Here is a 21174-nt window from a genome sequence, read left to right as displayed (position 1 = left end):
CTTGCGTTTGCTTTGACCCGATTCACACGGCGCTCCTTAAGTACTGTATGTTTATACAGTATAGTACGCCGATCTCAGGAAGGGTTCAAGCGCGAAAAAAGAGCGGCTTGTTGTTGCACAAAACCGTCAAATGCCTGCAGCAGGGGCCGGTATGCGGCGGCGTCGCCCTCCAGTTGGGCCAGCGCCAGCGCGGCCGCTTCCAGCGTCGACAGCTGGTGCGCCGCGTGCGCCTTGCGAATCCGATAAGCCGACGCGGGCACGTCGTGCAGGGCGACGCGCGGCAGGCGCTGCAGCTCGGGATTCAGGTACAGCATCTTGCGGCTCTTGCGCCAGGTGGCGTCCAGCACGACGAGGCGCAGGCGCTCCGGCTGCGCCATCAATCCAGGATCGGGCACGGGTGCGGTCGCCTCGCCCGGCGTCTCCGGATACAGCAGCAACGGCACGCGCCCGCCCTCGTGCAGCAGCGCGTGCAGCACCGCAGCATCGAACGCCTCGCCCACGTCGAGCCGGCTGCCGCCCAGGCACAGGTGCAGCAGGCGCGCGCTGTTCTTGGCGTTGCGCACCTCGAGCGGGTGTTGCAGGATCAACAGGTCGGCGCGGCTGGACAGCGGCCGCACCCAGTGGCAGATGCAGGCGCTCTGCGCGCGCAGGCAGGCGGCGCAGGTGGCGCGCCGCGGCGGTGATGGGAGATTCGTCATGGGCGGCGAGGATTGTAGCGCCAATCCCGCGCCGCCACGCCGCCGCGCCGTCACGCCATCACTGGCTGCCCATGCGCTGCCCCACGTGGGGCGCGTCGGCCGGCGCGGCCGGCGCATCCGGCCGCAGGGACTTGAGCGCGCGGCTCCACGCCACCACCTGGTCGAGCATGGCGTCGACGGCCTGCTCGTGATGCGCGGCCGGGTTGAACGTCTCGTAGTTCTCGAAGTCCGTGCGCAACGACAGCATCACCTGCGCGCGCACGTCCGCGACCATCAGCTCGCCCATCACGAGGCGCAGGCTCTCGATGGCGCGCGATCCGCCCGCGCTGCCGTAGCCGACGAAGCCGGCGGCCTTGTTGTTCCATTCCTTGTACAGGAAGTCGATCGCGTTCTTCAGCGCGCCGGACGTGCCGTGGTTGTACTCGGGCGTGACGAAGACATAACCGTCGAAGCCGGCGATGGCGGCGGCCCAGGCCTTCGTGTGCGGCTGCGCATACCGGCCCTGGGACGGCGGCACCGGCTCGTCCAGCAGCGGCAGGCCGAAGTCCTGGATGTCGACCAGTTCGAACACGGCGTCGGCGCGCATGCCGGCGATGTCCAGCACCCAGCGCGCCACGTCCGGCGCCTTGCGGCCGGGCCGGGTGCTCCCGACGATGATCCCGATCTTGATCATGCTCCCCTCCTTTGTGGTTATTTGACCGATTCTAGCGGTGCCCACCCGCCGCCCAGCGCGCGGTACAGGTCGACGTGGGCCTGCAGCCAGGCGGCGCGCAACTGCAGCACGCCGGTCTCGGCGCTGAACGCGTTGCGCTGGGCATCCAGTTCTTCCAGGTACGACGAATAACCGTTGCGGTAGCGGTTGTGGGCGATGCGCAGGACTTCCTTCGTCGCCACCCGGCGCGCCTCGGCCTCGTCCAGCTGCTCGCGCAGGCGCTGCACGGCGCTCAGGGCGTTCTCGGTGTCGGCGAAGGCGTTGCGCACGGCGGCCTCGTACGCGAACACGGCGCGGTCGCGCAGCGATGCCGAGATGTCGGCCTGGGCGCGCAGCCGGCCCGCGTCGAACAGCGGCGCGAGGACGCTGCCGCCCACGCTCCACAACGCGGTCGGCGACGACAGCAAGGTCGGCAGGTCGTGCGCATACGCGCCCAGCGACGCGGTCAGCCGCAACGACGGCAGCATCTGGTCGCGCGCCGCCGCGAGGCTGGCGTCGGCCGCCGCGACCGCGCGCTCGGCCGAGGCGACGTCCGGCCGGCGCCGCAGCAGCTCGGACGGCAGGCCGGGCCGGATCGCCGGCGCGTTCAGGCTGGCCAGGTCCGCACCCCGCCCGACCGGGCCGGGATTGGCGCCCGCGAGGACGTCGAGGGCGTTCTCCTGCTGCGTGATCGCCCGCTGCAGCTGGGGCACGACGGCGGCCGTCGCGCGGTATTCCGCCTCCGCCTGCGCCAGTTCGAGGCGCGAGCTGTAGCCCACTTCGAACTGCCGCCGCGCCAGGTCCAGCGAGCGTTGGCGCGACGCCAGCGTGGCGCGCGCGAGGGCCAGCTGGGCGTCCAGCCCGCGCAGGTTCAGGTAGCCGGACGCCGCGTTCGCCGCCACCGACAGCGCCGTCGCGTCGGCCGCCGCCTGCTGCGCCGCGTAATCCTGGCGCGCCGCCTCGGTCGCGGCGGCCAGGCGGCCGAACGGATCGAGTTCGTAGGCGGCCTGGAAGCTGCCCTGCATGGCGGTGGAATCGATGGGCGTGCCGAACGGGCCGATCGCGCGCGCCCGCGCGGGCGAGAAACCGATCGACAGCGTCGGTTCCTGGGCCGCATGCGCCGTCTGGATGCGCGCCCGGTATTCGCGCAGCCGCGCCTGCGCCGTGCGCACGTCGTTGTTGCGTTCGAGCGCCCGCGCCACGAGGCGGTCCAGCGCGGGATCGCCGAACGCGCGCCACCAGTCGCGTTCCACCGGCGCGCCGGGACCGACCTTGCCGCGCCACGTCGCCGGCACGACGAGCGTCGCTTGCGGCGGCGGCTGCACGGGGATGCGGCAGCCGGCCAGCAGCGCGGCGCAGGCGCCCAGCGCGAGGCGGCGCTTCATCGCGCCGGCTCCGGCGAGCGTGCGGCTGGCTCGGGCGTGCGCGTGGGCACAGGGGTGCCCACCCTACCGTTTTCCGGCTCCGGCGAGCGTGCGGCTGGCTCGGGCGTGCGCGTGGGCACGGGGGTGCCCACCCTACCGTTTTCTGGTTCCGGGGAGTGTGCGGCTGGTTCGGGCGTGCGCGTGGGCACGGGGGTGCCCGCCCTGCCCGCGGCGCCGGCGTTGCCGGGCCCCGGCGGCACCCGGCCTCCGGCCTTCGTGTCGATGCTCGCCACCACCGACATCCCCGGCCGCAGGCGCGCAGCGAGCGCCTGGTCCGGGTCGATGCTGATGCGCACCGGGATCCGCTGGGCGATCTTGACGAAGTTGCCGGTCGCATTGTCCGGCACGATCACGGAGAATTCGGAGCCGGTCGCGGGCGAGATCTGCTCGACGTGGCCGCGCAGCCTGGCGTGGTTCAGCGCATCGACGGTGAACGTGACGGGTTGGCCCAGGCGCACGTCGGCCATCTGCGTTTCCTTCATGTTGGCGATGACCCACATCGTCGGCGGCACGAGCGCCGTCAGCTGCGCGCCCGCGTTGACGAACGCGCCCAGGCGCACGCCGACCTGCCCCAGCTGGCCGTCGCGCGGCGCCGTGATGCGGGTGTTGGCGAGGTCGATCTCGGCCAGCCGCACGGCCGCCTCGGCGTTCGCGACGGCCGCTTCCAGCGATGCGCGGTTGACGTCCACCGTACGCAGGTTCTGGCGCGCGATCTCCAGCGCCGCGCGCGCCTGCTCGGTCGCGGCGACGGTCTGGGCGCGGGCGGCGCGGGCGGCGTCCCGTTCGCGCGCCGACAGCGACCCGTCGGCCGCCAGTTCTTCGACCCGGCGCAGGTCGGCGTCGGCGCGCCGCGACTGCGCGGCGGCGTTGGCGACGGCGGCCTGGTTCTGCGCGATGGTGGCGCTGGCCGTCCGCCGGCTCTGCGCGAAGTTCGCGAGCGCGGCGCGCTGCGCCGCGAGCTGGGCCCGGGCCTGGTCGAGGCGCTGGCGGTAGATGCGGTCGTCGATGCGCATCAGGAGCTGGCCCTGGCGCACCATCTGGTAATCCTGCACGTCGACCTCGACGACGTAGCCGGACAGTTGCGGGCTGATGATCGTCACCTGGCCGCGCACGAGGGCATTCTCCGTCGTCTGCAGCGCGCTGTGGAACGGCGGCAGGTTCCACGCGTACAGCACGATCAGGATGCCGATCAGGGCGATGAAGGCGAACAGCAGGCCGCTGGCGATGACGTTGCGGTTCGACTTCTGCTGCGTCGTCGTCGTGGTGGTCGTGGTGGTCGTTTCCGGCATGGCGATGGGCTCGGGTCAGGTGGGGACGGCCGGCGTCGGCCGGGGCGGGCGCGGCGCCAGGCGGCGGTCGCCGGACGGCACCGCGATCGGCGAATCGGTCGGGTCGGGCGGCGCCGGGACCGGCAGCGGCGCCGGCGGTGGCGGCGCCACGTATTTCAGCCACAGCGAGCGGCCGAAGATCCACGCGGCCAGCAGGGTGGCGATGACGGCGATCAGCAGGAACACGTCGTTGTAGGCGAGGATGTTCGCTTCGCGCGCGGCCGCCTGCGTCAGCACGGAGATGCCCTGGCGGGTGCGCGCGGACGGGTCGGCCAGCATGCGCGCGTACGCGGCGCCGCCCTGCTGGATGCGCGCGGCGACGAGCGGGTCGAGCGAACTCAGTTGCTCGGCCAGCACGGACGAATGGTATTTTTCGCGCATCACCTGGAACGTGCCCAGCAGCGCGGAGCCGATCAGGCCGCCCAGGTTCTGCGTCAGCCCGAACAGCACGGAAAAGCTGATCAGGTTCGCGGGATTCGAAATCACGGACCCCAGCAAGGTCAGCAGCAGCGGTCCGAGGAACATCACGCCGCCGAACGCCAGCATGCCCTGGCTGACGTACAACTGCGCGGGCCGCGTGACGTTGCTCGCATGCGAATCGACCCACGCGCCCAGCGCCATGATCAGCAGGGCCACGACCTGCGGCGCCATCAGGTGCGGCGGCCGGATGATCAGCACGGACACGGCGATCCCGAGGATGGTACTGAGCAGGATGACGATGAACAGCGTCTGCATCTCGTCGTTGTTCAGTCCCACGAGGCGCAGGAAGCCGACGGCGCCGATGCTCTGTTCCGACAGCACGACGCGCACCAGCATCAGCGCCAGCGCCAGCCGCACGATCATGCCGTTGGTCAGCCAGCGGATGTTCAGCAGCGGGTTCTCGCGGTTGTGCTCGACGCAGATCGCGGCCAGCAGCAGCGCGATGGCCACGGCCAGCGCGATGCCGACCCAGGCATTCTCGGTCCACCACAGCACGCGGCCGAACGTCAGGGCGGCGCACAGCAGGGCCATGCCCGGCGCGAACAGGGAAAACGTGAGGAAGTCGGTGGGCCGGAACGCCTTGAAGCGGTCGCCCGGCGGCAGTTTGAGCCACAGCACGGCGGCCAGCGTGACGAGCGTCAGTCCCAGTTCGAACAGGTACAGGCCGCGCCATTCCGCCATCTGCAGCAGGCTGCGCGAAAAGATGTAGGCGATCGGCTGCGCCAGTTGCGCCATGCCGGTCGAGATCACGATGCCGCGCGGCCGCCATTCCTTCTTGAACGCCTGCAGCGTGTAGTACAGCCCGAGCGTCGACAGCGCCGCGCCGACCATGCCGTGGGCCGCGCGCACGGCGATGGCCGAGCCGAGGTCGCCCACGAACAGATGTCCGAACGTGACGAGCGCGTACAGGACGAGGAAGAACTCGGTGAACGCGCGCAGGCCGAACTGCTGGCGGAATTTCACCAGCAGCAGGTTCATCGAGACATTGGTCATCACATAGGCCGTCGGCAGCCAGTTGGCCTCGGCCGAAAAGACGCCCAGCGTGCCCTGCAGGTTGACGAGGTTGACGGTGACGAGTGCATTGCCCAGACCGCCGGTCAGCGTCACCAGCGTGCCGATCAGGAAATAGGCGATGCGCCGCGGCGTCGAGTGGGTGGGGAACGACGGGCTGCCCGGCAGCGTGGGGCGCTCGTCCGGATGCCACTGGCGCGGCGCGTAGTCGGGGTCGTCGTCGCTCACGCGTCCTCCAGCAGCCGTTGCAGCGCTTCCAGCACGCCGGCGGCGGCGGCCATCGCATGGGCGTCGAGCCGTTCGACCGTCGCGCGCCGCAGCGCGGCCGCTTCCGCGCGCACCTGCGCCGTGAGCGCCACGCCCCGCGCCGCCAGCGCGATGCGCCGGACGCGGCGGTCGCCCGGTTCGGCCTCGCGCCGCACCAGGCCGCTTGCGACGAGGCGGTCGAGCGTCGTCACCAGCGTGGCGCCGTCCACGCCCAGGCGCCGCGCCAGTTCCCGTTGCGACGGCGGCTCGGGACTGTCGGCCACGGCCGTCAGCGCATTCCAGCCGGCCGTCGTCAACCCGTGCGCCTTCAGGTGGCGTTCGAGCGCGAGGCGCCAGGCGCGCGCGCCGCCTTGCAGGGCCTGCAGGAAACGGTCGTCGGTATTCATCATGTCAAGGAAACATGGGCATCCCAATCGTTGGCCCTGCAGATTATCTGCCTGTTATGGCAAATGTGGCCACACACGAAGATTTAATTCGAGAATTGGTTATTCGGATATTGCTCTGGAAAATCACCGTGCTTAGAATCAATTCATTCCGCGAGGCAATCAGTCCTCGGGGAAAACGAGCAAACCCGGTGTCCTTCAGAGTTTCCTATGTTCAGAGCCCGTATTTCCGTTCGCAAACTGACGTCCGCCTTCCTCGCCGCCCTGGCCCTGCTGCCGGGCCTCGCGATCGAACAAGAGTTGCAACTCGACTATCGGATCAATGAACACATCATCCTGATCCCGGCCGGCCAGGACCACCAGGCCCGCCTCGAGACGACCGTGTTCCAGCCGAACGGGCCGGGCCCGTTCCCGCTCATCATCATCAACCACGGCAAGGACCCGGGCCACCCGAACCTGCAGCCGCGCGACCGCTTCTACCACATGGCCCACGCCTTCGTGGAACGGGGCTATGCCGTGATGGTGCCGATGCGCCAGGGCTTCGCCAACTCGACGGGTTATTACCACGACCACGGCTGCGACATGACGGCCAACGGCTACACCCAGGCCGAGGACATCGTCGCCACCCTCGCCTATGCGCGCGAGCAGAGCTGGATCGACGCCGACCACATCGTCGTCGCCGGGCAGTCGTACGGCGGCCTCGCCACGGTCGCGCTGGGCACCCAGGACCTGCCGGGCGTGCGCGGCCTGCTCAATTTCGCCGGCGGCCTGCGCGACGACAGCAACGGCTGCGGCTGGCGCTCGGCGCTCGTCTCCGCGTTCGCCGAATACGGCGCGCAGAACAAGGTCCCGAGCCTGTGGATGTATGGCCAGAACGATTCGCTGTTCTCGCCGGAACTGGTGGCGCGCATGCACGACGCCTTCGAACAGGCCGGCGGCCACGCCCAGCTCGTCGAATACGACGCGTTCAAGCGCGATTCGCACGGCATGCTCGCGAGCCGCGACGGCGAGAAGGTCTGGCTGGCGGACACGATGAAATTCCTGCAACGGGTCGGCATGCCGACCAGGGTCGTGTACAAGGTGCCGGAACCGCCGCAGCCGCAGGCGACCAATTTCGCCGGCATCGACGACATCGACGCCGTGCCCTTCCTCAGCGAGAACGGCAGGCGCGCCTACCGCGAATATCTGACCAAGATGACCCCGCGCGCCTTCGCCGTGTCGCCCAGCGGCGCCTGGTGCTGGGCCGAGGAAGGCGAGGACCCGGATGCCCGCGCCCTGGCCACCTGCTCGGCCAAGAGCGACAAGCCGTGCCGCCTGTACTCGGTGGACGAGAACGTCGTGTGGAACCCGGACCTGGCCGAGAAGGCCGCCGTCACGGCCTCGAACACCCCGGCGCCCGTCGGGCCCGGCGATGGCGCGGTGGGCAATGCGGCCGGGATGACGGCCGCGAACTGACCGTTCCTTCGGTACCACCCGAGCGGCCCGCGTGGCCGCTTTTTCGTAGGGCGGGCGGATCTCCGCCCATGCGTTCAGCCAGCGCGGAAATGGACGAAACGCGGCAATGCACGCGTTGCATGAACGCGTGGACGGCAGAGCCGTCCACCCTACCCGTTTTTCGCAACGCAACATGTTCGCAGATACATACCGTGCCCACGCGTGACGTGCGCGGTTTATCGGCGTTACGCGTGGGCGGGGGCCGCCCACCCTACGCACGACGCACTCGGGCGCAGACCGTAGGGTGGGCACGCCGTGCCCACGCGTGACGTGTGCGGTTTGTTGGCGTTACGCGTGGGCGGAGGGCCGCCCACCCTACGCACGACGGCTCGGACGTAGTGCGCACAAGCGACACCCGCGCCATTTTGTTGCAACGCAGCACCCATTTCGCCGTCCCGGTCGAGGCAGCGCAAACTCCTTACCGAATATCAAACCGACAATGGGCTCCGCCACGTCACGGAGAATCCCATGTTGCGACTGACGAAAACCTGCGCCTGCGCGCTGCTGGCAGTCCTTGCGCTGCTGTCCGTCCCCGCCCGCGCGGCCAATAACGACCCCGTCGTGCTCGTGCACGGCGTCCTCGGCTTCGGGCCGCAATCGCATCCGCTCGGCAGCTTCCTGTACTGGGGCGGCTACGGCAACATCGCCGCGCACATGGCCGTCTATCACGGTCCGCATGTCATTTTTACGGCCCAGGTCGGCGCGATCGCGTCGAACTGGGACCGCGCCGCCGAACTGTACGCCCAGATCAAGGGCGGCTGCGTCGACTACGGCGCCCGCCACGTCGCGCGCTATGGCTATCCGGGCCAGCCGCAAAAGCCGCCCGGCAAGTGCTGGGCGGCGGACCCGGCCAACAATACGGAACAATATCCGCTCGCGTTCTATCCGCAATGGGATGCCGCGCACCCGATCCACCTGATCGGCCACAGCCAGGGCGGCACGACGATCCGCGCCCTGATCCAGTTGCTGGAACACGGCTCGCCGGACGGCGACGAAGGCGGCGGCGATCTCTACAAGGGCGGCAAGGTCGGCTGGGTGAAGAGCGTCGTCACGATCTCCGCGCCGCACGACGGCACCACGCTCAGCGATGCCGTGCTGGACGTATTGCCGAACCTGCGCAGCCCCTTGCGCGACATCCTCGACAACCAGCTCGCCCACTGGGAACTGGCGCCGGACGGCGCGCGCGAATTCAACCGCTGGGCGCTGACGTCACCGTCGGTCTATTACTTCTCGCTGGGCACGCTGGCCACGGAGGCCGGCGCCTGGTGCTGCAACGGCACCGACCGCGCCCTCGCGCCCGTGCAGAGCGCCGAGTTCCAGTATCCGCGCGCCGACATGATCCCGTACTTCAAGCTGTTCGCCGGCGAGTGGATCGTCGGTTCGCTGGCCCAGCCCGGCATGGGTTCGTACACGCAGAACGCCCCGGGACGGGTGCGCATCGACAGCGCCTGGTTTCCGAACGACGGCGTCGTCAACACGGTCAGCATGCGCGCGCCGGGCGGCCATCCGGTGCGCGATTACGACGGCAAGGCCGTGCGGGGAATGTGGAATTTCCTCGGCAATTACCGGGGATACGACCATTTCGATATCCTGAACTGGCCGAACGACGGGCCGTCGGCCGACCCGGTCTACGAGCGGATCAGCGACATCATCTTCGGGCTCGACTGACGCACCCCGATCACATCGTCGACCGCAACGTGCGCGCCAGGTCCGACAGCCGATACGGCTTGTTGACGAACGCGAATTCGTTGAGGTCGACGCCGTGCCGCTGCTTGAGGGCCGGCAGCGGATAGCCGGATGCGAGCATGATCTTGGTGCCCGGATAGTGCTCGCGCGTGAACGTGGCCAGCTCGATGCCGTTCATTCCGTTCGGCATCACGACGTCGGTGAACAGGATGTCGATGTCGCGCTGCTCCATCAGGTCGATCGCTTCCTGCCCGCTGGCCGCCGTGACGACGTCGTAGCCCATGCTGGTGAACAGCGACGCGGCCACGTCCATCAGGTCGGGTTCGTCCTCGACGATCAGCACGCGCTCGGTATGGTCGGCGCGCGCCTCCTCGACGGAATTGACGGCGGCCGGCAGGTAGATGGACACGGTCGTGCCCTCGCCCGGCGTGCTGTCGATGGCGACCTCGCCGCCCGACTGCTTGATGAAGCCATAGACCTGGGACAGCCCCAGCCCCGTGCCCTTGCCGACTTCCTTGGTCGTGAAGAACGGCTCGAAGGCGCGCGCCACCACGTCGTGCGGCATGCCGGTGCCGGTGTCGCTCACGGTCACGCGCACGTATTCGCCCGGCGCCAGGCCGGGCGGCTGGTTGCCGTCGGCCACGACGTTGCTCGTGGCGATCGTCAGGTTGCCGCCGTCGGGCATGGCGTCGCGCGCGTTGACGACGAGGTTCAGCAGCGCCGATTCGAAGCGCGCGCTGTCGATCATCGCGCTGTGCGCCTTGCGGTCGAGGTCGATCACGAACTCGATGCTCGGATTGCCGGCGCGGCGCAGCACTGTCTCGAAGCCGCGGATGATGCCGTTGAGGTTACGCGTCTCAGCCTGCAGCGGCTGCTGGCGCGCGAACGCAAGCAGTTGCTGGGTCAGGCGCGCGCCGCGGTCGATCGCGCGGCGCATCGATTCCAGCGTGCGCACATCGCTGTCGCCGCGCTGCAGGCCCAGCACTTCCAGGCCGCTGGACAGCACGGACAGGAGGTTGTTGAAATCGTGCGCGACGCCGCCCGTGAGCTGGCCGATCGATTCCATCTTCTGCGCCTGGTACAGGGCGATATTCGCCTTTTCCAGCGCCTCGTCGGCCTTTTTCTTTTCGGTCAGGTCGCGCGTGATCTTGGCGAAGCCGAGCAGTTCGCCATCGTCGCCGTGGATGGCGTCGAGCACGGCATGGGCCCAGAAACGCGAGCCGTCCTTGCGCACGCGCCAGCCCTCGGACTCGAAGCGGCCCGCCGTGGCGGCCGTCTCCAGCGCACGCCTGGGCACGCCCGCGGCCTGGTCTTCCGGCGTGTAGAAGCGCGAAAAATGGCTGCCCGTGATCTCGGCCTGGGTGTAGCCCTTGATGCGCTCGGCGCCCGGGTTCCAGTTGGTGACGGTTCCTTCCGGCGACAGCATGTACAGCGCGTAATCCGTCACGCCGTTCACGAGCAGGCGGAAGCGCTGCTCGCTTTCGCGCAGCGCATCCTCGGCGCGCTTGCGCTCGGTGACGTCGCGCGTGACCTTCGCGAAGCCCAGCAGCACGCCTTCTTCGTTGTAGATCGGGTCGATCACGACGTGGGCCCAGAAGCGCGAACCGTCCTTGCGCACGCGCCAGCCTTCGGCCTCGTACTTGCCTTCCGCCAGCGCGATCGAGAGCGCCCGCGCGGGCTTGCCCGCTTCGCGGTCCTCGGGTGTGTAGAAGCGCGAGAAATGCTCGCCCAGGATCTCCTGTGCGACATACCCCTTGAAACGGTTGGCGCCGGCATTCCAGCTGCTGACGTAGCCGTTCGGGTCGAGCATGTAGATGGCGTAATCGCTGATCCCGGAGATCAGGTACTGGTAGCGCCGCTCGTCGGGCCAGGGTTGCGTGAGAGTCAGGTCGTTCATTTACTGCGGTTGTCTTGGGCTGAAAAGAGTATGGAAACCAGCCCATCATACACCTCAGCAAAAATGCTCGCGCGCGACTCGAGGACACGAATTTACGTTGTCAATTTCGTACTTACGGATCGTCAAAAAAGTGCATTTTCGATGCATGTTCACGAAAAATCACCGGATTTGATTGGCTGGATCGCGAACTTGATCACGTTGCCGCCCCGAAACGTTGGCGGAACCAGTCCGCCGTCGCTTTGTCGGCGGGAAAGAACGACTCCAGGCGCAGTTCGTGCACGGTGACGTCGTGCGGGGTGCCCAGCGTCGTGATCGTCGTGAACAGGTTCAGCTCCACGCCCTCGTGCACGATCGTCAGCGGCAGGAACGGCAGCGCGCGCCGGTCGAGGTTCGGCAGATGGCCGTCCGCGACCTGGCCCGCCGCCTGCATGCCCGGGAATGCAGACAATTCGGCCAGCAGCGCCGTCGCCTCGCTGCCCGGGCCGTCGGCCATGGCTTCGCGCTGGATCCACAGCAGGCTGTCGGCGCACACGGCCTGCCAGTTGACGAAGCGCGGCCGCAGCCCGTCCGGGTCGAGCATCAGGCGCAGCACGTTGATGGAACCGTCGCGCGGGATGGCCGCATCGAGCGGCAGGCCGAGCAGCCACTTCATGAAGCCGGCGGCGGGCTCGTTGAACATCACGAGATTCCACAGCCGGTCCACGACGAGGGCGGGAAACGGCGCCTGCTGGCGCAGCATGAAGTCGAGCGCCTGCATCACGGACGACAGTTCCGGGTCGGACAGGTTGCGCTCCTGGTAGGCGGGCGCGAAGCCGGCCGCCAGCAGCATCGCGTTGCGCTGGCGCAGCGGCACGTCGAGGACGATCCCGAGCTTGAGGACGAGGTCGCGGCTCGGCTGGGCGCGTCCGCTTTCCAGGAAGCTCAGGTGGCGCTGCGACACGCCGCCGTCCACCGCCAGGCGCAGCTGGCTGTAGCCGCGCCGCGTGCGCCAGTAGCGCAGCGCCGAGCCGAAGTCGCTGAAGTAGCCGTCGCCGCGCGCCTGCGCCGCCTCCACGTGTCCGTCCAGCATCGCGCCTCCTCCTTGATATGAAGCCATCAATTTAGCCTTCGGCGCGGATGAACTCAAGGAGTTCGCCATTGACCTGCTCCACGTGCGTGAGGAACATGCCGTGCGCCGCATCCTCGTGGATGACGAGGCGGCAGTCCGGCACCAGGGCCGCCGTCCGGCGCGCCGTCAGGTCGAGCGGCGCGGAGACGTCGCGGGCGCCGGCGATCAGCAGCACCGGCACGTCGACGGCTTCCAGCTCCGCCCCCATGTCGGACGCCTGCACGGCGACGTTACAGTCGTGCAGGGCCTGCAGCGAGCATTGCAGGGCCATCTGCGCGAGCCAGTCGCGCATGCGCGGGCCGGCGCCGGGGACGAAAGGCTCCAGGTTCTCCTCGATCCAGCGCGGGAAATCGTGCAGCAGCTCGCTGCTGCGGAACTGTTCCAGCAGCGCCGGATCGACCCCGTGCGGATTCGACGGGCTCAAGGTGATACCCGGCGTCATCGGCCCGAGCAGCGCGACCTGCCGCACGCACGCGCTGCCGTGGCGCGTGAGGTAGCGCACGATCTCATTGCAGCCCATCGAGTGACCGACCAGCACGACGTCGCGCAGGTCGAGGGCTTCGATGACGGCCGCGATGTCGTCGGCCAGCGTGTCGAGGTCGTAGCCGCCGCCCGGGTCGGACGAGCGGCCGTGGCCGCGCCGGTCGAAGGCGATGCAGCGCAGGCCGCGGCGGCACAGCGCCATCATCTGGTAGCCCCAGGAATCGGAACACATCGACCAGCCGGACACGAACAGCACGGGGCGGCCGCGGCCCCAGTCGCGGTAGTACAGGTTGACGTCGCCGGCGATGATCGTGTTCGGCGCGCCCGTATAGGCCCGGGTGTGGCGTGCGTTGTGCATGGTCATGATCGTCTCCTCAGGCGGCGTCCAGGAAACCGGTGACGCGCACGAGGCGACCCTCGGCGTCGACCGTGGCGAAGTCGGTGCCGATGGCGAGCGGCGCGGCATCCGGCGCGTCGGCCGCCAGCGACCAGGAAAAGCGCACGACGTCGTGGTGGCCGGACGGCGTGCCGTGCAGCGCGAAGCGGCAACCGGGAAATTGCTGCTGGGCGGCGCCGATCATGGCATCGATGCCGTCCACGCCGCTGCCGCGCATCATCGGGTCGAGGTAGCTGGCATCCGGCGCGAACACCTGCGCGACTTTCGTCCGGCGCGCGGCCGGTGCGCGTTCGTTCCAGGCGGCGAGGTAGGCGTCGGCGATCCGGGCGGCGTGCAGGGTGGCTTGGTTCATGATGGTCTCCTTCGGTGGGTTGACGATGGAGCCAGTGTGCCCGCGGCCGTGCGGCGCGGCGATTACCTCCCAGGTAATGGCGGACGGGGCGACGTCAAATTGCCCATTTCGAGGGCGGCGATCCCGCCATTCCCGAGTACAATTTGACGGATTCGCGCACAAACCGATGAAGTATCGTTGCAATATCACCGCAACCACCCCGCATGAGCATGCGCCGGGAATAATTGACGTTTGGCGTTTCATTGTAAAATGCCGCACTTGCAACCCGACGTTCCGCACCCTTGCCACCCATGATCCAGGCCGCCGCCGCTCCCGTCCTCGACCTGTCGACCTGCGACAAGGAACCGATCCGCACCCCCGGCAGCATCCAGCCGCATGGTTTCCTGCTGACGCTGGCCGCCGACCTGGCCGTGCTGCAGGCCAGCGCGAACCTGGGCGACTGGTCCGGGGTCGCGGCCGACGCCGCGCCCGGCCGTCCGCTGGCGGATGTGATCGGCCCGGCGGCCGCGCAACGGCTCGTGCCCGAGCTGGCCGCCGGCCTGGGCCCGCGTCCACTCTACGTGGGCACCGTCACGACGGACAACGGGCGCCACTTCGACGTGCTCGCCCACGAATGGGACGGCGTCACCATCGCCGAATTCGAAGCGGTCGACCGCGCCGAACCGGCCGATTTCCGCAACCTGTATCCGCTGATCGGCGATTTCCTGCTGAAGGTGAACGACACGAGCAGCATCGAATCGCTGGCGCGGCTGGCCTGCCGGCACGTGCGCTCGGTGACGGGTTTCGGGCGCGTGCTCGTCTACCGGTTCGACGCCGACGGCCACGGCCACGTGATGGCGGAAGCGCGCGACCCCGGCTACCACTCGTACATGGGGCAGCATTTCCCGGCGTCGGACATCCCGGCCCAGGCGCGCGAACTGTACAAGCTGTCGCGCATCCGCCTGATCCAGGACGCCACCTATTCGCCGGCCGCCCTCGTGCCCCCGCTGAACCCGGTCACGGGCAAGGCCAACGACCTGTCGTTCGCCGCGTTGCGCAGCGTCTCGCCGGTGCACCTGCAGTACATGCGCAACATGAACACGCTGGCCTCGATGTCGGTGTCGCTGATGGTCAAGGGCAAGCTGTGGGGCCTGATCTCGTGCCACAACGAAGGCCCGGCCGCGGTGGCGTTCGACAAGCGCACGGCCTGCGAGCAACTGGGGCAGATCCTCGCGCTGTGCATCGAATCGCGCGAGGACGCGGCCGAACTGCAGTTCCGCCTCGAAGTCCGGCGCACGATGGTGTCGATGCTGGCCGGCCTCACGCAGGGCAGCGACTTCATCGAAAACCTCGCCAACGTCTTCCCGGACCTGCTGCGCTTCGCGCGCGCGTCGGGCGTGGCGATCATGGTCGACGAGCGCATCCTGACCTTCGGCGACACGCCGGAACACGACGACATCCGGGCACTCGCCGACTGGCTCGCCTTGCACGACCACGGCGACGTGTTCCACACGGACAAGCTGTCCGCGCTGTATGCGCCGGCGGCACGGATGACCCGCAACGCCAGCGGCCTGCTCGCGATGCCCATCTCGCGCATCCACAAGCACTACCTGCTGTGGTTCCGTCCCGAGTACGTGCACACGATCGAATGGGCGGGCAATCCGCACGCCAAGGAGCCAACGTCCGGCGCGCCCACGCAACTGTCGCCGCGCACGAGCTTTGCCGCATGGCGCGAGACGATCCACGGCACCAGCCAGCCGTGGCACGGCGGCGAGATCGAGCTGACGCTGGAATTCCGCACCGCCCTGCTCGGCATCGCGCTCGAACGCGCCGAGCAGATGGCTGAACTGGCCGAGGAACTGGGCCGCGCCAACAAGGAACTGGAAGCGTTTTCGTACTCCGTGTCGCACGACCTGCGTGCGCCGCTGCGCCACATCGTGGGGTTCGCCGACCTGCTGCTCGAATCGGCCGGCAGCGAAGACGGCCAGCAGCGCCGGCGCTTCCTCAAGAACATCAAGGACGCGGCGCGCCTCGCCGGCAAGCTCGTCGACGACCTGCTGTCATTCTCGCAGATGGGCCGCGCCTCGCTGCACCCGACCACGGTGGACATGAACGAGCTGGTGGCGGCCTGCCTCGACAAGCTGGCGCTGGAAACGCGCGGCCGCAACATCGAGTGGGACATCGGCCCGCTGCCCACGATCTGGGCCGACCCGACCTTCCTGCACCTGGCCTTGTTCAACCTGCTGGCGAACGCCGTCAAATTCACGGGCCAGCGCGATCCGGCCGTGATCCGCATGGCCGCCGAGGACCATCCGCACGAGACGGTGTTCCACGTGGCCGACAACGGCGCCGGCTTCAACATGGATTACGTGCACAAGCTGTTCGGCGTCTTCCAGCGCCTGCACCGGATGGAAGATTTCCCGGGCACGGGCATCGGCCTGGCGAACGTGCGCCGCATCGTCGAACGCCACAACGGCCGGGTCTGGGCCCGGTCCGTGCACGGCGAGGGCGCGACCTTCTCGTTCGCGCTCCCGAAACAGACCAATCCTTGAACGTTTTACGAATACACCCATGCTCAAGCCCATCCTGCTGGTCGAAGACAACCCGAACGATCTCGAACTCACGCTGATCGCGCTGTCCAAGAGCCAGCTTGCCAACCAGGTCATCATCGTGCGCGACGGCGCCGAGGCGCTGGACTACCTGCACCGCCGCGGCGAGTACGCGTCGCGCCCGGCCGGCAATCCGGCCGTCGTGCTGCTCGACCTGAAACTGCCGAAAGTGGACGGGCTCGAAGTCCTGCGCGAGATCCGCACGACCGCGGGCCTCAGGCCCCTTCCTGTCGTGATGCTGACGTCGTCGCGGGAAGAACAGGACCTCGTGCGCAGCTATGAACTGGGCGTGAACGCCTACGTGGTGAAACCCGTCGATTTCACCGAGTTCGTGCGCGCGATCGCAGACCTGGGCATCTTCTGGGCCGTGCTGAACGAACCGCCGCCGGGGTCGCAGCGGTACGTCAAGCCGAACAAGTAATGCGGAAGCGGATTGGCGATAAATCTTGCCTGATTACCTGGCGCCTTGAATCAGTTTGCGCCGGCCGATGCGGTAGTGGGCCCGGCTACCACCGTGTGGCGCGCCGCACGGATTTTGGCATCGACGATTGGGTCTTTCGTTCTTGGAACAAACTCGATGTTCCCTTCATCCAGCATGATAATGCCGGCAACGATTCCGGCGCCCAGCCCGGCGCCCAAACCGGCCTGCAACGGTTTCGCGTTCACGAGATTAACTGCCGACTGAGTGGAGGGTAAAAGCGCGACGTTCATGCCATCTTTAGCATTCGTCGGTACGAGTTCCGCCTTTGTTCGTTGCGCTATGTATGCGTCGACATCGTCCACCTGATAGAAGGTCATTCCTTCGAAGATATAAAAGAGCTCAGGCTGTTGGGACACGTCGTTGGGAACGAAGATTCCCCCTTTTAACGCATGGGGCTTATTGTTGTTAAAAACTTCAGTAATGCGCACGATAGGCCGCCCCGAGCCAAAAAAGAAGACGCCTTCCGTGTTTTTTCTTTCGGCGACGTACGTTCCTGGCAAGACTATGTGTTCCCAGCGGTGCGAACCAAACACCCCGAAGTGCAACATAGACACTTTTTCGCTGAGCACGATTTCTTCTTTTTTATCGACAGGCGCCAACGTGTCCACCTTGCCGGTGGCGCATCCTGCGAGCAACAGGACGAGCAAAAAGGACAGTATTTTGGAATACAGGTGCATTCTGATCCTCTGTAACAAGGCAATAGGCTCATCGGCAGCGCAGGCGATGCCGAAAATTTGAATTCCTATTTTAGAATGCGATTGCTTATCAAAGGCTCACGAATTATTGCAAAAATGCAAAAAACAATACCCGGAAATACGCAATCTTTTACATGGGCACTGGCCAAGATGGGACCTAGACAGTCGCCTCGCTGCGCCGCCGCAGCAAATGGCGGATGCGCGCACTGAGCGCATCGGGGTGGTACGGCTTCTGCAGCAGGTTCACCGACGCCTCCAGCTTGCCTTCGTGCGCGAGCACGCCCTCCGCATAGCCGGACGTGTACAGGATCTGCGCCCGCGGCAGCCGCGCCCGCACCGCTTCGCCCAGCTGCAGGCTGCTCACCGGCCCCGGCATGATCACGTCCGTGAACACGAGGTCGACGTGCTGGCCGCCCTCGACGATCTCGACGGCCTTCGCGCCATCCGGCGCCTCCAGCACCTTGTAGCCGAGCGCGGACAGGATGCCGCAGGTCGTGCTGCGCACGTCTTCCTCGTCCTCGACGACGAGGATCGTCTCGATGCCGCCCAGCAGCGGCCCCGCCGCCGTCCGTTCCGCGCGCGCGGGCTCGGCTGCGCTGCGCGGCAGGTAGATGCGCACGCTGGTGCCCTTGCCCGGCTCGCTGCGCAGGACGATCTCGCCGCCGGACTGCTTGACGAAGCCATACGCCATCGACAGCCCCAGCCCCGTCCCCTGCCCCGTGGGCTTGGTCGTGAAGAACGGCTCGAACGCGCGCTCAAGCACGTCGGGCGGCATGCCCTTGCCCGTGTCGGCCACTTCGATCAGCACGTAATGGCCGTAAGGCACCTCCGGCGGCAAGGCGCCGTCCGGGCCGACGTTGGCCGCGCGGATCGTCAGCGTGCCCCCGCCCGCCATCGCGTCGCGCGCATTGATCGCGAGGTTCAGCAGCACATTGTTGAGCTGGCTGGGATCGACGAGCGTGTTGCCCAGGCCGGCCGCGATCTCGGTCACGACGCGCGCGCGCGGGCCGAGCACGCGGCGCATCATGTCGTCCATCTCGCGCAGCAGGTGGCCCGGATTGATGACGACCGCCTGCAGCGGCTGGCGGCGCGCGAACGCGAGCAGATGCGACGACAGCTTGGCGCCGCGCTCGACGCCGGCCAGCGCCATGTCCACGCGCGCCTTGCCGGCATCGTTCAGGTTGCCCACCAGCTTGAGCAGTTGCAGGTTGCCGCCGACGATCTGCAGGACGTTGTTGAAATCGTGCGCGACGCCGCCCGTCAGCTGGCCGATCGCCTCCATCTTCTGCGCCTGGTGCAGCGCCGACTGGCTCGCGGCCAATTGCTCCTGGCTGTGCCGCAGCGACACGAACGCCGCATCGCGCTGGCGCCGCGCGATGCAGGCGTCGCTGTGATAGCGCACGCGCGCGACGAGTTCGCGCGGATCGGGCCACTTGACGAGGTAGTCGTTGGCACCGACGGCGAAGGCCTTCGCCTTGATCTCAGGATCTTCCTCGGACGACAGCAAGATGACGGGAATGTGCTCCGTGTCCTTGTCGGCACGCAGGCGGCGCGTGACCTCGAATCCGTCGATTTCCGGCATGCGCAAGTCGACGAGCACGACCGTCGCCCGCAGTTCCTTGGCCAGCTCGACCGCCATGCCGGGGTGGTGGGCATACCGCAGCACGTACGAGGCGCAGCCTTTCATGCCGTGGGAAATGATGTCCTCGGCGAAGGGTTCGTCGTCGATCAGGAGAACCGAGCAGGCACTGGTGTCGTCTTGGTTCATTGCAAAGCGGTGGCGGGCGGCATTGAAAAATGGAACCAGAATTGCAAAAAAAGTAAGCGTTGATTTTACACGAAGCATCGCGAGGGCGATGTTCGATTCAATCGTGTGACATAAGAATTCCATCCTAACAACAGAGGCGCTGCCTCGTACCCGTTCGCCGTGTTTGTCCGACTAGTGCCCTGCCCGGCTATGTCGTCTGGTCACCTCAGCCCCCTCAATACCTGGCTCAAATTCCTCAAGACGCTGCATTACTGACCGGTTCGCTGCATACTTCTTCTTCAGTTGCGCCAGTTCTTTATCCGTTCCTTTGCACAATGTTTGGATTTCGCGGCTCACCTCCCGCATGCGTTGTTTTTCACCGGGTTCAGGTATTTCGCCGCGCATGTGATCGCAGCCCTCGCGTTTGTCGATGAAACTCTGTACATCGTAAGGAAGCGATTCATCTGCCAAAGACGGAGCCAGTGGCATCCACAGAGACAGGCAAAGCATCATTTTTTTCATCATTTATGTTCCGTTATCTGACCAATGCGGATCATCGCGCCCCGCGCGATTATATTTAATGACGCCGAAACTTTCCCCCACGCGACGCAACTGCACATTCATCCCGGTCCGCGGTGTCCCTGTGATTTGTACGATATTGCCATAAGCATCAGGAATCGCAAGCACCCCGTTCCAGCGTATATTCATGTCAATTCCGAAACCGAGCGTGTGACGAGATCGCAATGCAGGAGCGACACCGAGACCTTGGATATTGAACCCTTCGACCATCGCCCGGGCTGCGATCACAGACAACTGGCGTGAGTAGTTTCCTTCTGCATCTTCGTGTGCCCAGTTGATCTCGACGCCATTCATTTCGGGCACTGTGACAGGGTCGAGGTTTCGTTTGACTATTAGCCAGGACCAATGCATCAAATACGCGCGCTGCGGAGGGCGAAAAGTCGCCGAAATGGTAACGACAGCGCCCGCTGCACGCAATGCTTCGACAAAGGCTTCGGCTCTGTCTCGAAATGCCCCGCGCAGATCTTTTAGGGAGGAACTTCCGCGAAACCGATCTACCCACCGAGCCCCGCTCAATTCGCCTGTCGTCCTCCCGACACGGTCATGCGAACGAATCTCCTGTAACCTGGCTTGCATTCGATTTCTCCTTCAGCATCAAACACGTAAAGCAACAATTAAAATATAAAGCTTGGCTATGATTCTTGAGGATACTCAACAACAATAAAAATTCATTATTCCCTGAGCTGTGGAGCCAAAATTTAGAAGCACGTTCACTACAACGTGGGTTCTTGTTGATTCATCTTTAAGCGAGCCGAACAGACTTACCCCAACATACTCGACTCGAAAACATTATTTAGGAGATTGACATGGCAATTGATGTTTATCTACAAATCGATGGCATCAAGGGTGAGTCACAGGATGATAGGCACAAAGACTGGATCGAGTGTACATCAGTAAATTGGGGACTCGTTCAACCACGCAGCGCGACTGCCTCGACGGGCGGCGGCCATACCGCGGAGCGTGTAGAGCTAAAAGAAATCAGCTTCAACAAAATAACTGACTTAGCCTCCCCGATCTTGATGCAATTCTGCGCAATGGGAAAAACAATTACCAAAGCCAAATTCGAATTCATGCGCGCTGACGGTCAAGGCGTACCTATCAGGTATTTCGAAATTGAGTTGGAAAACGTACTAATTGGCGAAATTCATCCAGGAATAGAATCAGGTTCTTTTTTGGGCGAAAACGTGAGCCTGAAGTTTTCAAAAGTAAAATGGAAGTATACTCAACAAAAAATTTCCGGTGGACTTGGCGGAAGTACGGTCGGCGGATGGGATCTAGCGGCGAACAGGGTCGCATGACATAATTCATCAGCCTCGTACCGGCAATTGCCGTTCGTTGGGCGTGAATTCGCAAATGGGTGAGAGATTTCTCGCGCCAGTTGCGTA

19 protein-coding genes are annotated in these 21174 nt (G+C 66.1%); 5 read left to right on the top strand and 14 right to left on the bottom strand.

All coding sequences use genetic code 11. From position 1 onward, the window contains the following. Nucleotides 1–74: 74 nt before the first annotated feature. Genes ASC93_RS12325 through ASC93_RS12300 form a run of 6 tightly spaced genes read right to left on the bottom strand, consistent with a single transcriptional unit; the run spans nt 75 to nt 6288 of the window. A complete protein-coding gene (locus tag ASC93_RS12325) occupies nt 75–698 on the bottom strand; it encodes a tRNA-uridine aminocarboxypropyltransferase (protein ID WP_056441917.1) in 624 nt (207 codons plus the stop codon). A gap of 58 nt (nt 699–756) precedes the next feature. Next, complete coding sequence (locus ASC93_RS12320; protein ID WP_056441914.1) at nt 757–1371, bottom strand: NADPH-dependent FMN reductase; 615 nt, start codon at nt 1369–1371, stop codon at nt 757–759. A gap of 17 nt (nt 1372–1388) precedes the next feature. After that, a complete protein-coding gene (locus ASC93_RS12315; RefSeq protein WP_056441911.1) occupies nt 1389–2774 on the bottom strand; it encodes an efflux transporter outer membrane subunit in 1386 nt (461 codons plus the stop codon). After that, nucleotides 2771–4102: an HlyD family efflux transporter periplasmic adaptor subunit gene (locus ASC93_RS12310; RefSeq protein WP_229412696.1), complete on the bottom strand. Its 1332-nt coding sequence runs from the start codon at nt 4100–4102 to the stop codon at nt 2771–2773. The genes ASC93_RS12315 and ASC93_RS12310 overlap by 4 nt, the downstream gene beginning before the upstream one ends. 15 nt (nt 4103–4117) lie before the next feature. After that, nucleotides 4118–5860: an MFS transporter gene (locus ASC93_RS12305; protein ID WP_082547972.1), complete on the bottom strand. Its 1743-nt coding sequence runs from the start codon at nt 5858–5860 to the stop codon at nt 4118–4120. After that, nucleotides 5857–6288 carry a MarR family winged helix-turn-helix transcriptional regulator gene (locus ASC93_RS12300; RefSeq protein WP_056441908.1) on the bottom strand — a complete coding sequence of 144 codons (432 nt, stop codon included), beginning with the start codon at nt 6286–6288 and terminating at the stop codon, nt 5857–5859. Before ASC93_RS12300 ends, ASC93_RS12305 begins: the two co-directional genes overlap by 4 nt. A 204-nt stretch (nt 6289–6492) precedes the next feature. On the opposite strand from ASC93_RS12300, the gene ASC93_RS12295 reads away from it, so the two are divergent. Further along, the gene (locus tag ASC93_RS12295; RefSeq protein WP_056441905.1) at nt 6493–7737 is read left to right on the top strand and encodes a dienelactone hydrolase family protein; all 1245 of its coding nucleotides are present in this window, start codon (nt 6493–6495) and stop codon (nt 7735–7737) included. Nucleotides 7738–8244: 507 nt separating this feature from the next. Next, entirely contained in the window at nt 8245–9444 is a 1200-nt protein-coding gene (locus tag ASC93_RS12290) for a triacylglycerol lipase (protein ID WP_056441902.1), read from the top strand. Nucleotides 9445–9454: 10 nt separating this feature from the next. Here the strand turns inward: ASC93_RS12290 and ASC93_RS12285 are convergent, their stop codons facing one another. The 4 genes from ASC93_RS12285 to ASC93_RS12270 form a co-directional block, all read right to left on the bottom strand. Then, complete coding sequence (locus ASC93_RS12285) at nt 9455–11359, bottom strand: PAS domain-containing sensor histidine kinase (RefSeq protein WP_056441900.1); 1905 nt, start codon at nt 11357–11359, stop codon at nt 9455–9457. Between the two features lie 193 nt (nt 11360–11552). After that, nucleotides 11553–12428, bottom strand: coding sequence for a helix-turn-helix domain-containing protein (locus ASC93_RS12280; RefSeq protein ID WP_056441896.1), 876 nt, complete (start codon nt 12426–12428; stop codon nt 11553–11555). A 31-nt stretch (nt 12429–12459) separates the two neighbouring features. Next, the gene (locus tag ASC93_RS12275; RefSeq protein WP_229412695.1) at nt 12460–13314 is read right to left on the bottom strand and encodes an alpha/beta fold hydrolase; all 855 of its coding nucleotides are present in this window, start codon (nt 13312–13314) and stop codon (nt 12460–12462) included. Nucleotides 13315–13324: 10 nt separating this feature from the next. Next, a complete protein-coding gene (locus tag ASC93_RS12270) occupies nt 13325–13699 on the bottom strand; it encodes a nuclear transport factor 2 family protein (protein WP_056441893.1) in 375 nt (124 codons plus the stop codon). A gap of 290 nt (nt 13700–13989) precedes the next feature. On the opposite strand from ASC93_RS12270, the gene ASC93_RS12265 reads away from it, so the two are divergent. Both ASC93_RS12265 and ASC93_RS12260 read left to right on the top strand, forming a co-directional pair. Continuing rightward, nucleotides 13990–16230 carry an ATP-binding protein gene (locus ASC93_RS12265; protein WP_056441890.1) on the top strand — a complete coding sequence of 747 codons (2241 nt, stop codon included), beginning with the start codon at nt 13990–13992 and terminating at the stop codon, nt 16228–16230. A 19-nt stretch (nt 16231–16249) separates the two neighbouring features. Then, nucleotides 16250–16708, top strand: coding sequence for a response regulator (locus ASC93_RS12260; protein ID WP_056441887.1), 459 nt, complete (start codon nt 16250–16252; stop codon nt 16706–16708). Between the two features lie 50 nt (nt 16709–16758). Here ASC93_RS12260 and ASC93_RS12255 read toward each other — a convergent pair whose 3' ends face one another. The 4 genes from ASC93_RS12255 to ASC93_RS29715 all read right to left on the bottom strand — a co-directional run bounded on the left by ASC93_RS12255 (nt 16759) and on the right by ASC93_RS29715 (nt 20365). Next, complete coding sequence (locus tag ASC93_RS12255) at nt 16759–17445, bottom strand: hypothetical protein (RefSeq protein ID WP_056441884.1); 687 nt, start codon at nt 17443–17445, stop codon at nt 16759–16761. Between the two features lie 175 nt (nt 17446–17620). Further along, complete coding sequence (locus tag ASC93_RS12250; RefSeq protein WP_056441882.1) at nt 17621–19231, bottom strand: response regulator; 1611 nt, start codon at nt 19229–19231, stop codon at nt 17621–17623. Nucleotides 19232–19402: 171 nt separating this feature from the next. Next, on the bottom strand, nt 19403–19735 hold the full coding sequence (locus tag ASC93_RS29720; RefSeq protein WP_082547970.1) for a hypothetical protein: 333 nt from the start codon (nt 19733–19735) through the stop codon (nt 19403–19405). After that, nucleotides 19736–20365, bottom strand: a complete 630-nt coding sequence (locus ASC93_RS29715) for a hypothetical protein (protein WP_082547969.1) — start codon at nt 20363–20365, stop codon at nt 19736–19738. Nucleotides 20366–20595: 230 nt separating this feature from the next. On the opposite strand from ASC93_RS29715, the gene ASC93_RS29710 reads away from it, so the two are divergent. Beyond that, on the top strand, nt 20596–21087 hold the full coding sequence (locus ASC93_RS29710; RefSeq protein WP_082547968.1) for a type VI secretion system tube protein Hcp: 492 nt from the start codon (nt 20596–20598) through the stop codon (nt 21085–21087). Nucleotides 21088–21174: the final 87 nt, after the last annotated feature.

The organism is Massilia sp. Root335, assembly GCF_001425685.1.
In the GTDB taxonomy this organism is placed as follows: domain Bacteria; phylum Pseudomonadota; class Gammaproteobacteria; order Burkholderiales; family Burkholderiaceae_D; genus Telluria; species Telluria luteola.
This window is presented reverse-complemented; position numbering and strand designations above follow the sequence as displayed.

Coding starts and splice junctions, on each gene's coding strand:
- ASC93_RS12275 (WP_229412695.1), bottom strand. CDS start 13,314: ATGACCATGCACAACGCACGCCACACCCGGGCCTATACGGGCGCGCCG.
- ASC93_RS12320 (WP_056441914.1), bottom strand. CDS start 1,371: ATGATCAAGATCGGGATCATCGTCGGGAGCACCCGGCCCGGCCGCAAG.
- ASC93_RS12315 (WP_056441911.1), bottom strand. CDS start 2,774: ATGAAGCGCCGCCTCGCGCTGGGCGCCTGCGCCGCGCTGCTGGCCGGC.
- ASC93_RS12260 (WP_056441887.1), top strand. CDS start 16,250: ATGCTCAAGCCCATCCTGCTGGTCGAAGACAACCCGAACGATCTCGAA.
- ASC93_RS12280 (WP_056441896.1), bottom strand. CDS start 12,428: ATGCTGGACGGACACGTGGAGGCGGCGCAGGCGCGCGGCGACGGCTAC.
- ASC93_RS12295 (WP_056441905.1), top strand. CDS start 6,493: ATGTTCAGAGCCCGTATTTCCGTTCGCAAACTGACGTCCGCCTTCCTC.
- ASC93_RS12300 (WP_056441908.1), bottom strand. CDS start 6,288: ATGATGAATACCGACGACCGTTTCCTGCAGGCCCTGCAAGGCGGCGCG.
- ASC93_RS29720 (WP_082547970.1), bottom strand. CDS start 19,735: ATGATGAAAAAAATGATGCTTTGCCTGTCTCTGTGGATGCCACTGGCT.
- ASC93_RS12270 (WP_056441893.1), bottom strand. CDS start 13,699: ATGAACCAAGCCACCCTGCACGCCGCCCGGATCGCCGACGCCTACCTC.
- ASC93_RS12290 (WP_056441902.1), top strand. CDS start 8,245: ATGTTGCGACTGACGAAAACCTGCGCCTGCGCGCTGCTGGCAGTCCTT.
- ASC93_RS12255 (WP_056441884.1), bottom strand. CDS start 17,445: ATGCACCTGTATTCCAAAATACTGTCCTTTTTGCTCGTCCTGTTGCTC.
- ASC93_RS29710 (WP_082547968.1), top strand. CDS start 20,596: ATGGCAATTGATGTTTATCTACAAATCGATGGCATCAAGGGTGAGTCA.
- ASC93_RS12310 (WP_229412696.1), bottom strand. CDS start 4,102: ATGCCGGAAACGACCACCACGACCACCACGACGACGACGCAGCAGAAG.
- ASC93_RS12325 (WP_056441917.1), bottom strand. CDS start 698: ATGACGAATCTCCCATCACCGCCGCGGCGCGCCACCTGCGCCGCCTGC.
- ASC93_RS29715 (WP_082547969.1), bottom strand. CDS start 20,365: ATGCAAGCCAGGTTACAGGAGATTCGTTCGCATGACCGTGTCGGGAGG.
- ASC93_RS12285 (WP_056441900.1), bottom strand. CDS start 11,359: ATGAACGACCTGACTCTCACGCAACCCTGGCCCGACGAGCGGCGCTAC.
- ASC93_RS12250 (WP_056441882.1), bottom strand. CDS start 19,231: ATGAACCAAGACGACACCAGTGCCTGCTCGGTTCTCCTGATCGACGAC.
- ASC93_RS12265 (WP_056441890.1), top strand. CDS start 13,990: ATGATCCAGGCCGCCGCCGCTCCCGTCCTCGACCTGTCGACCTGCGAC.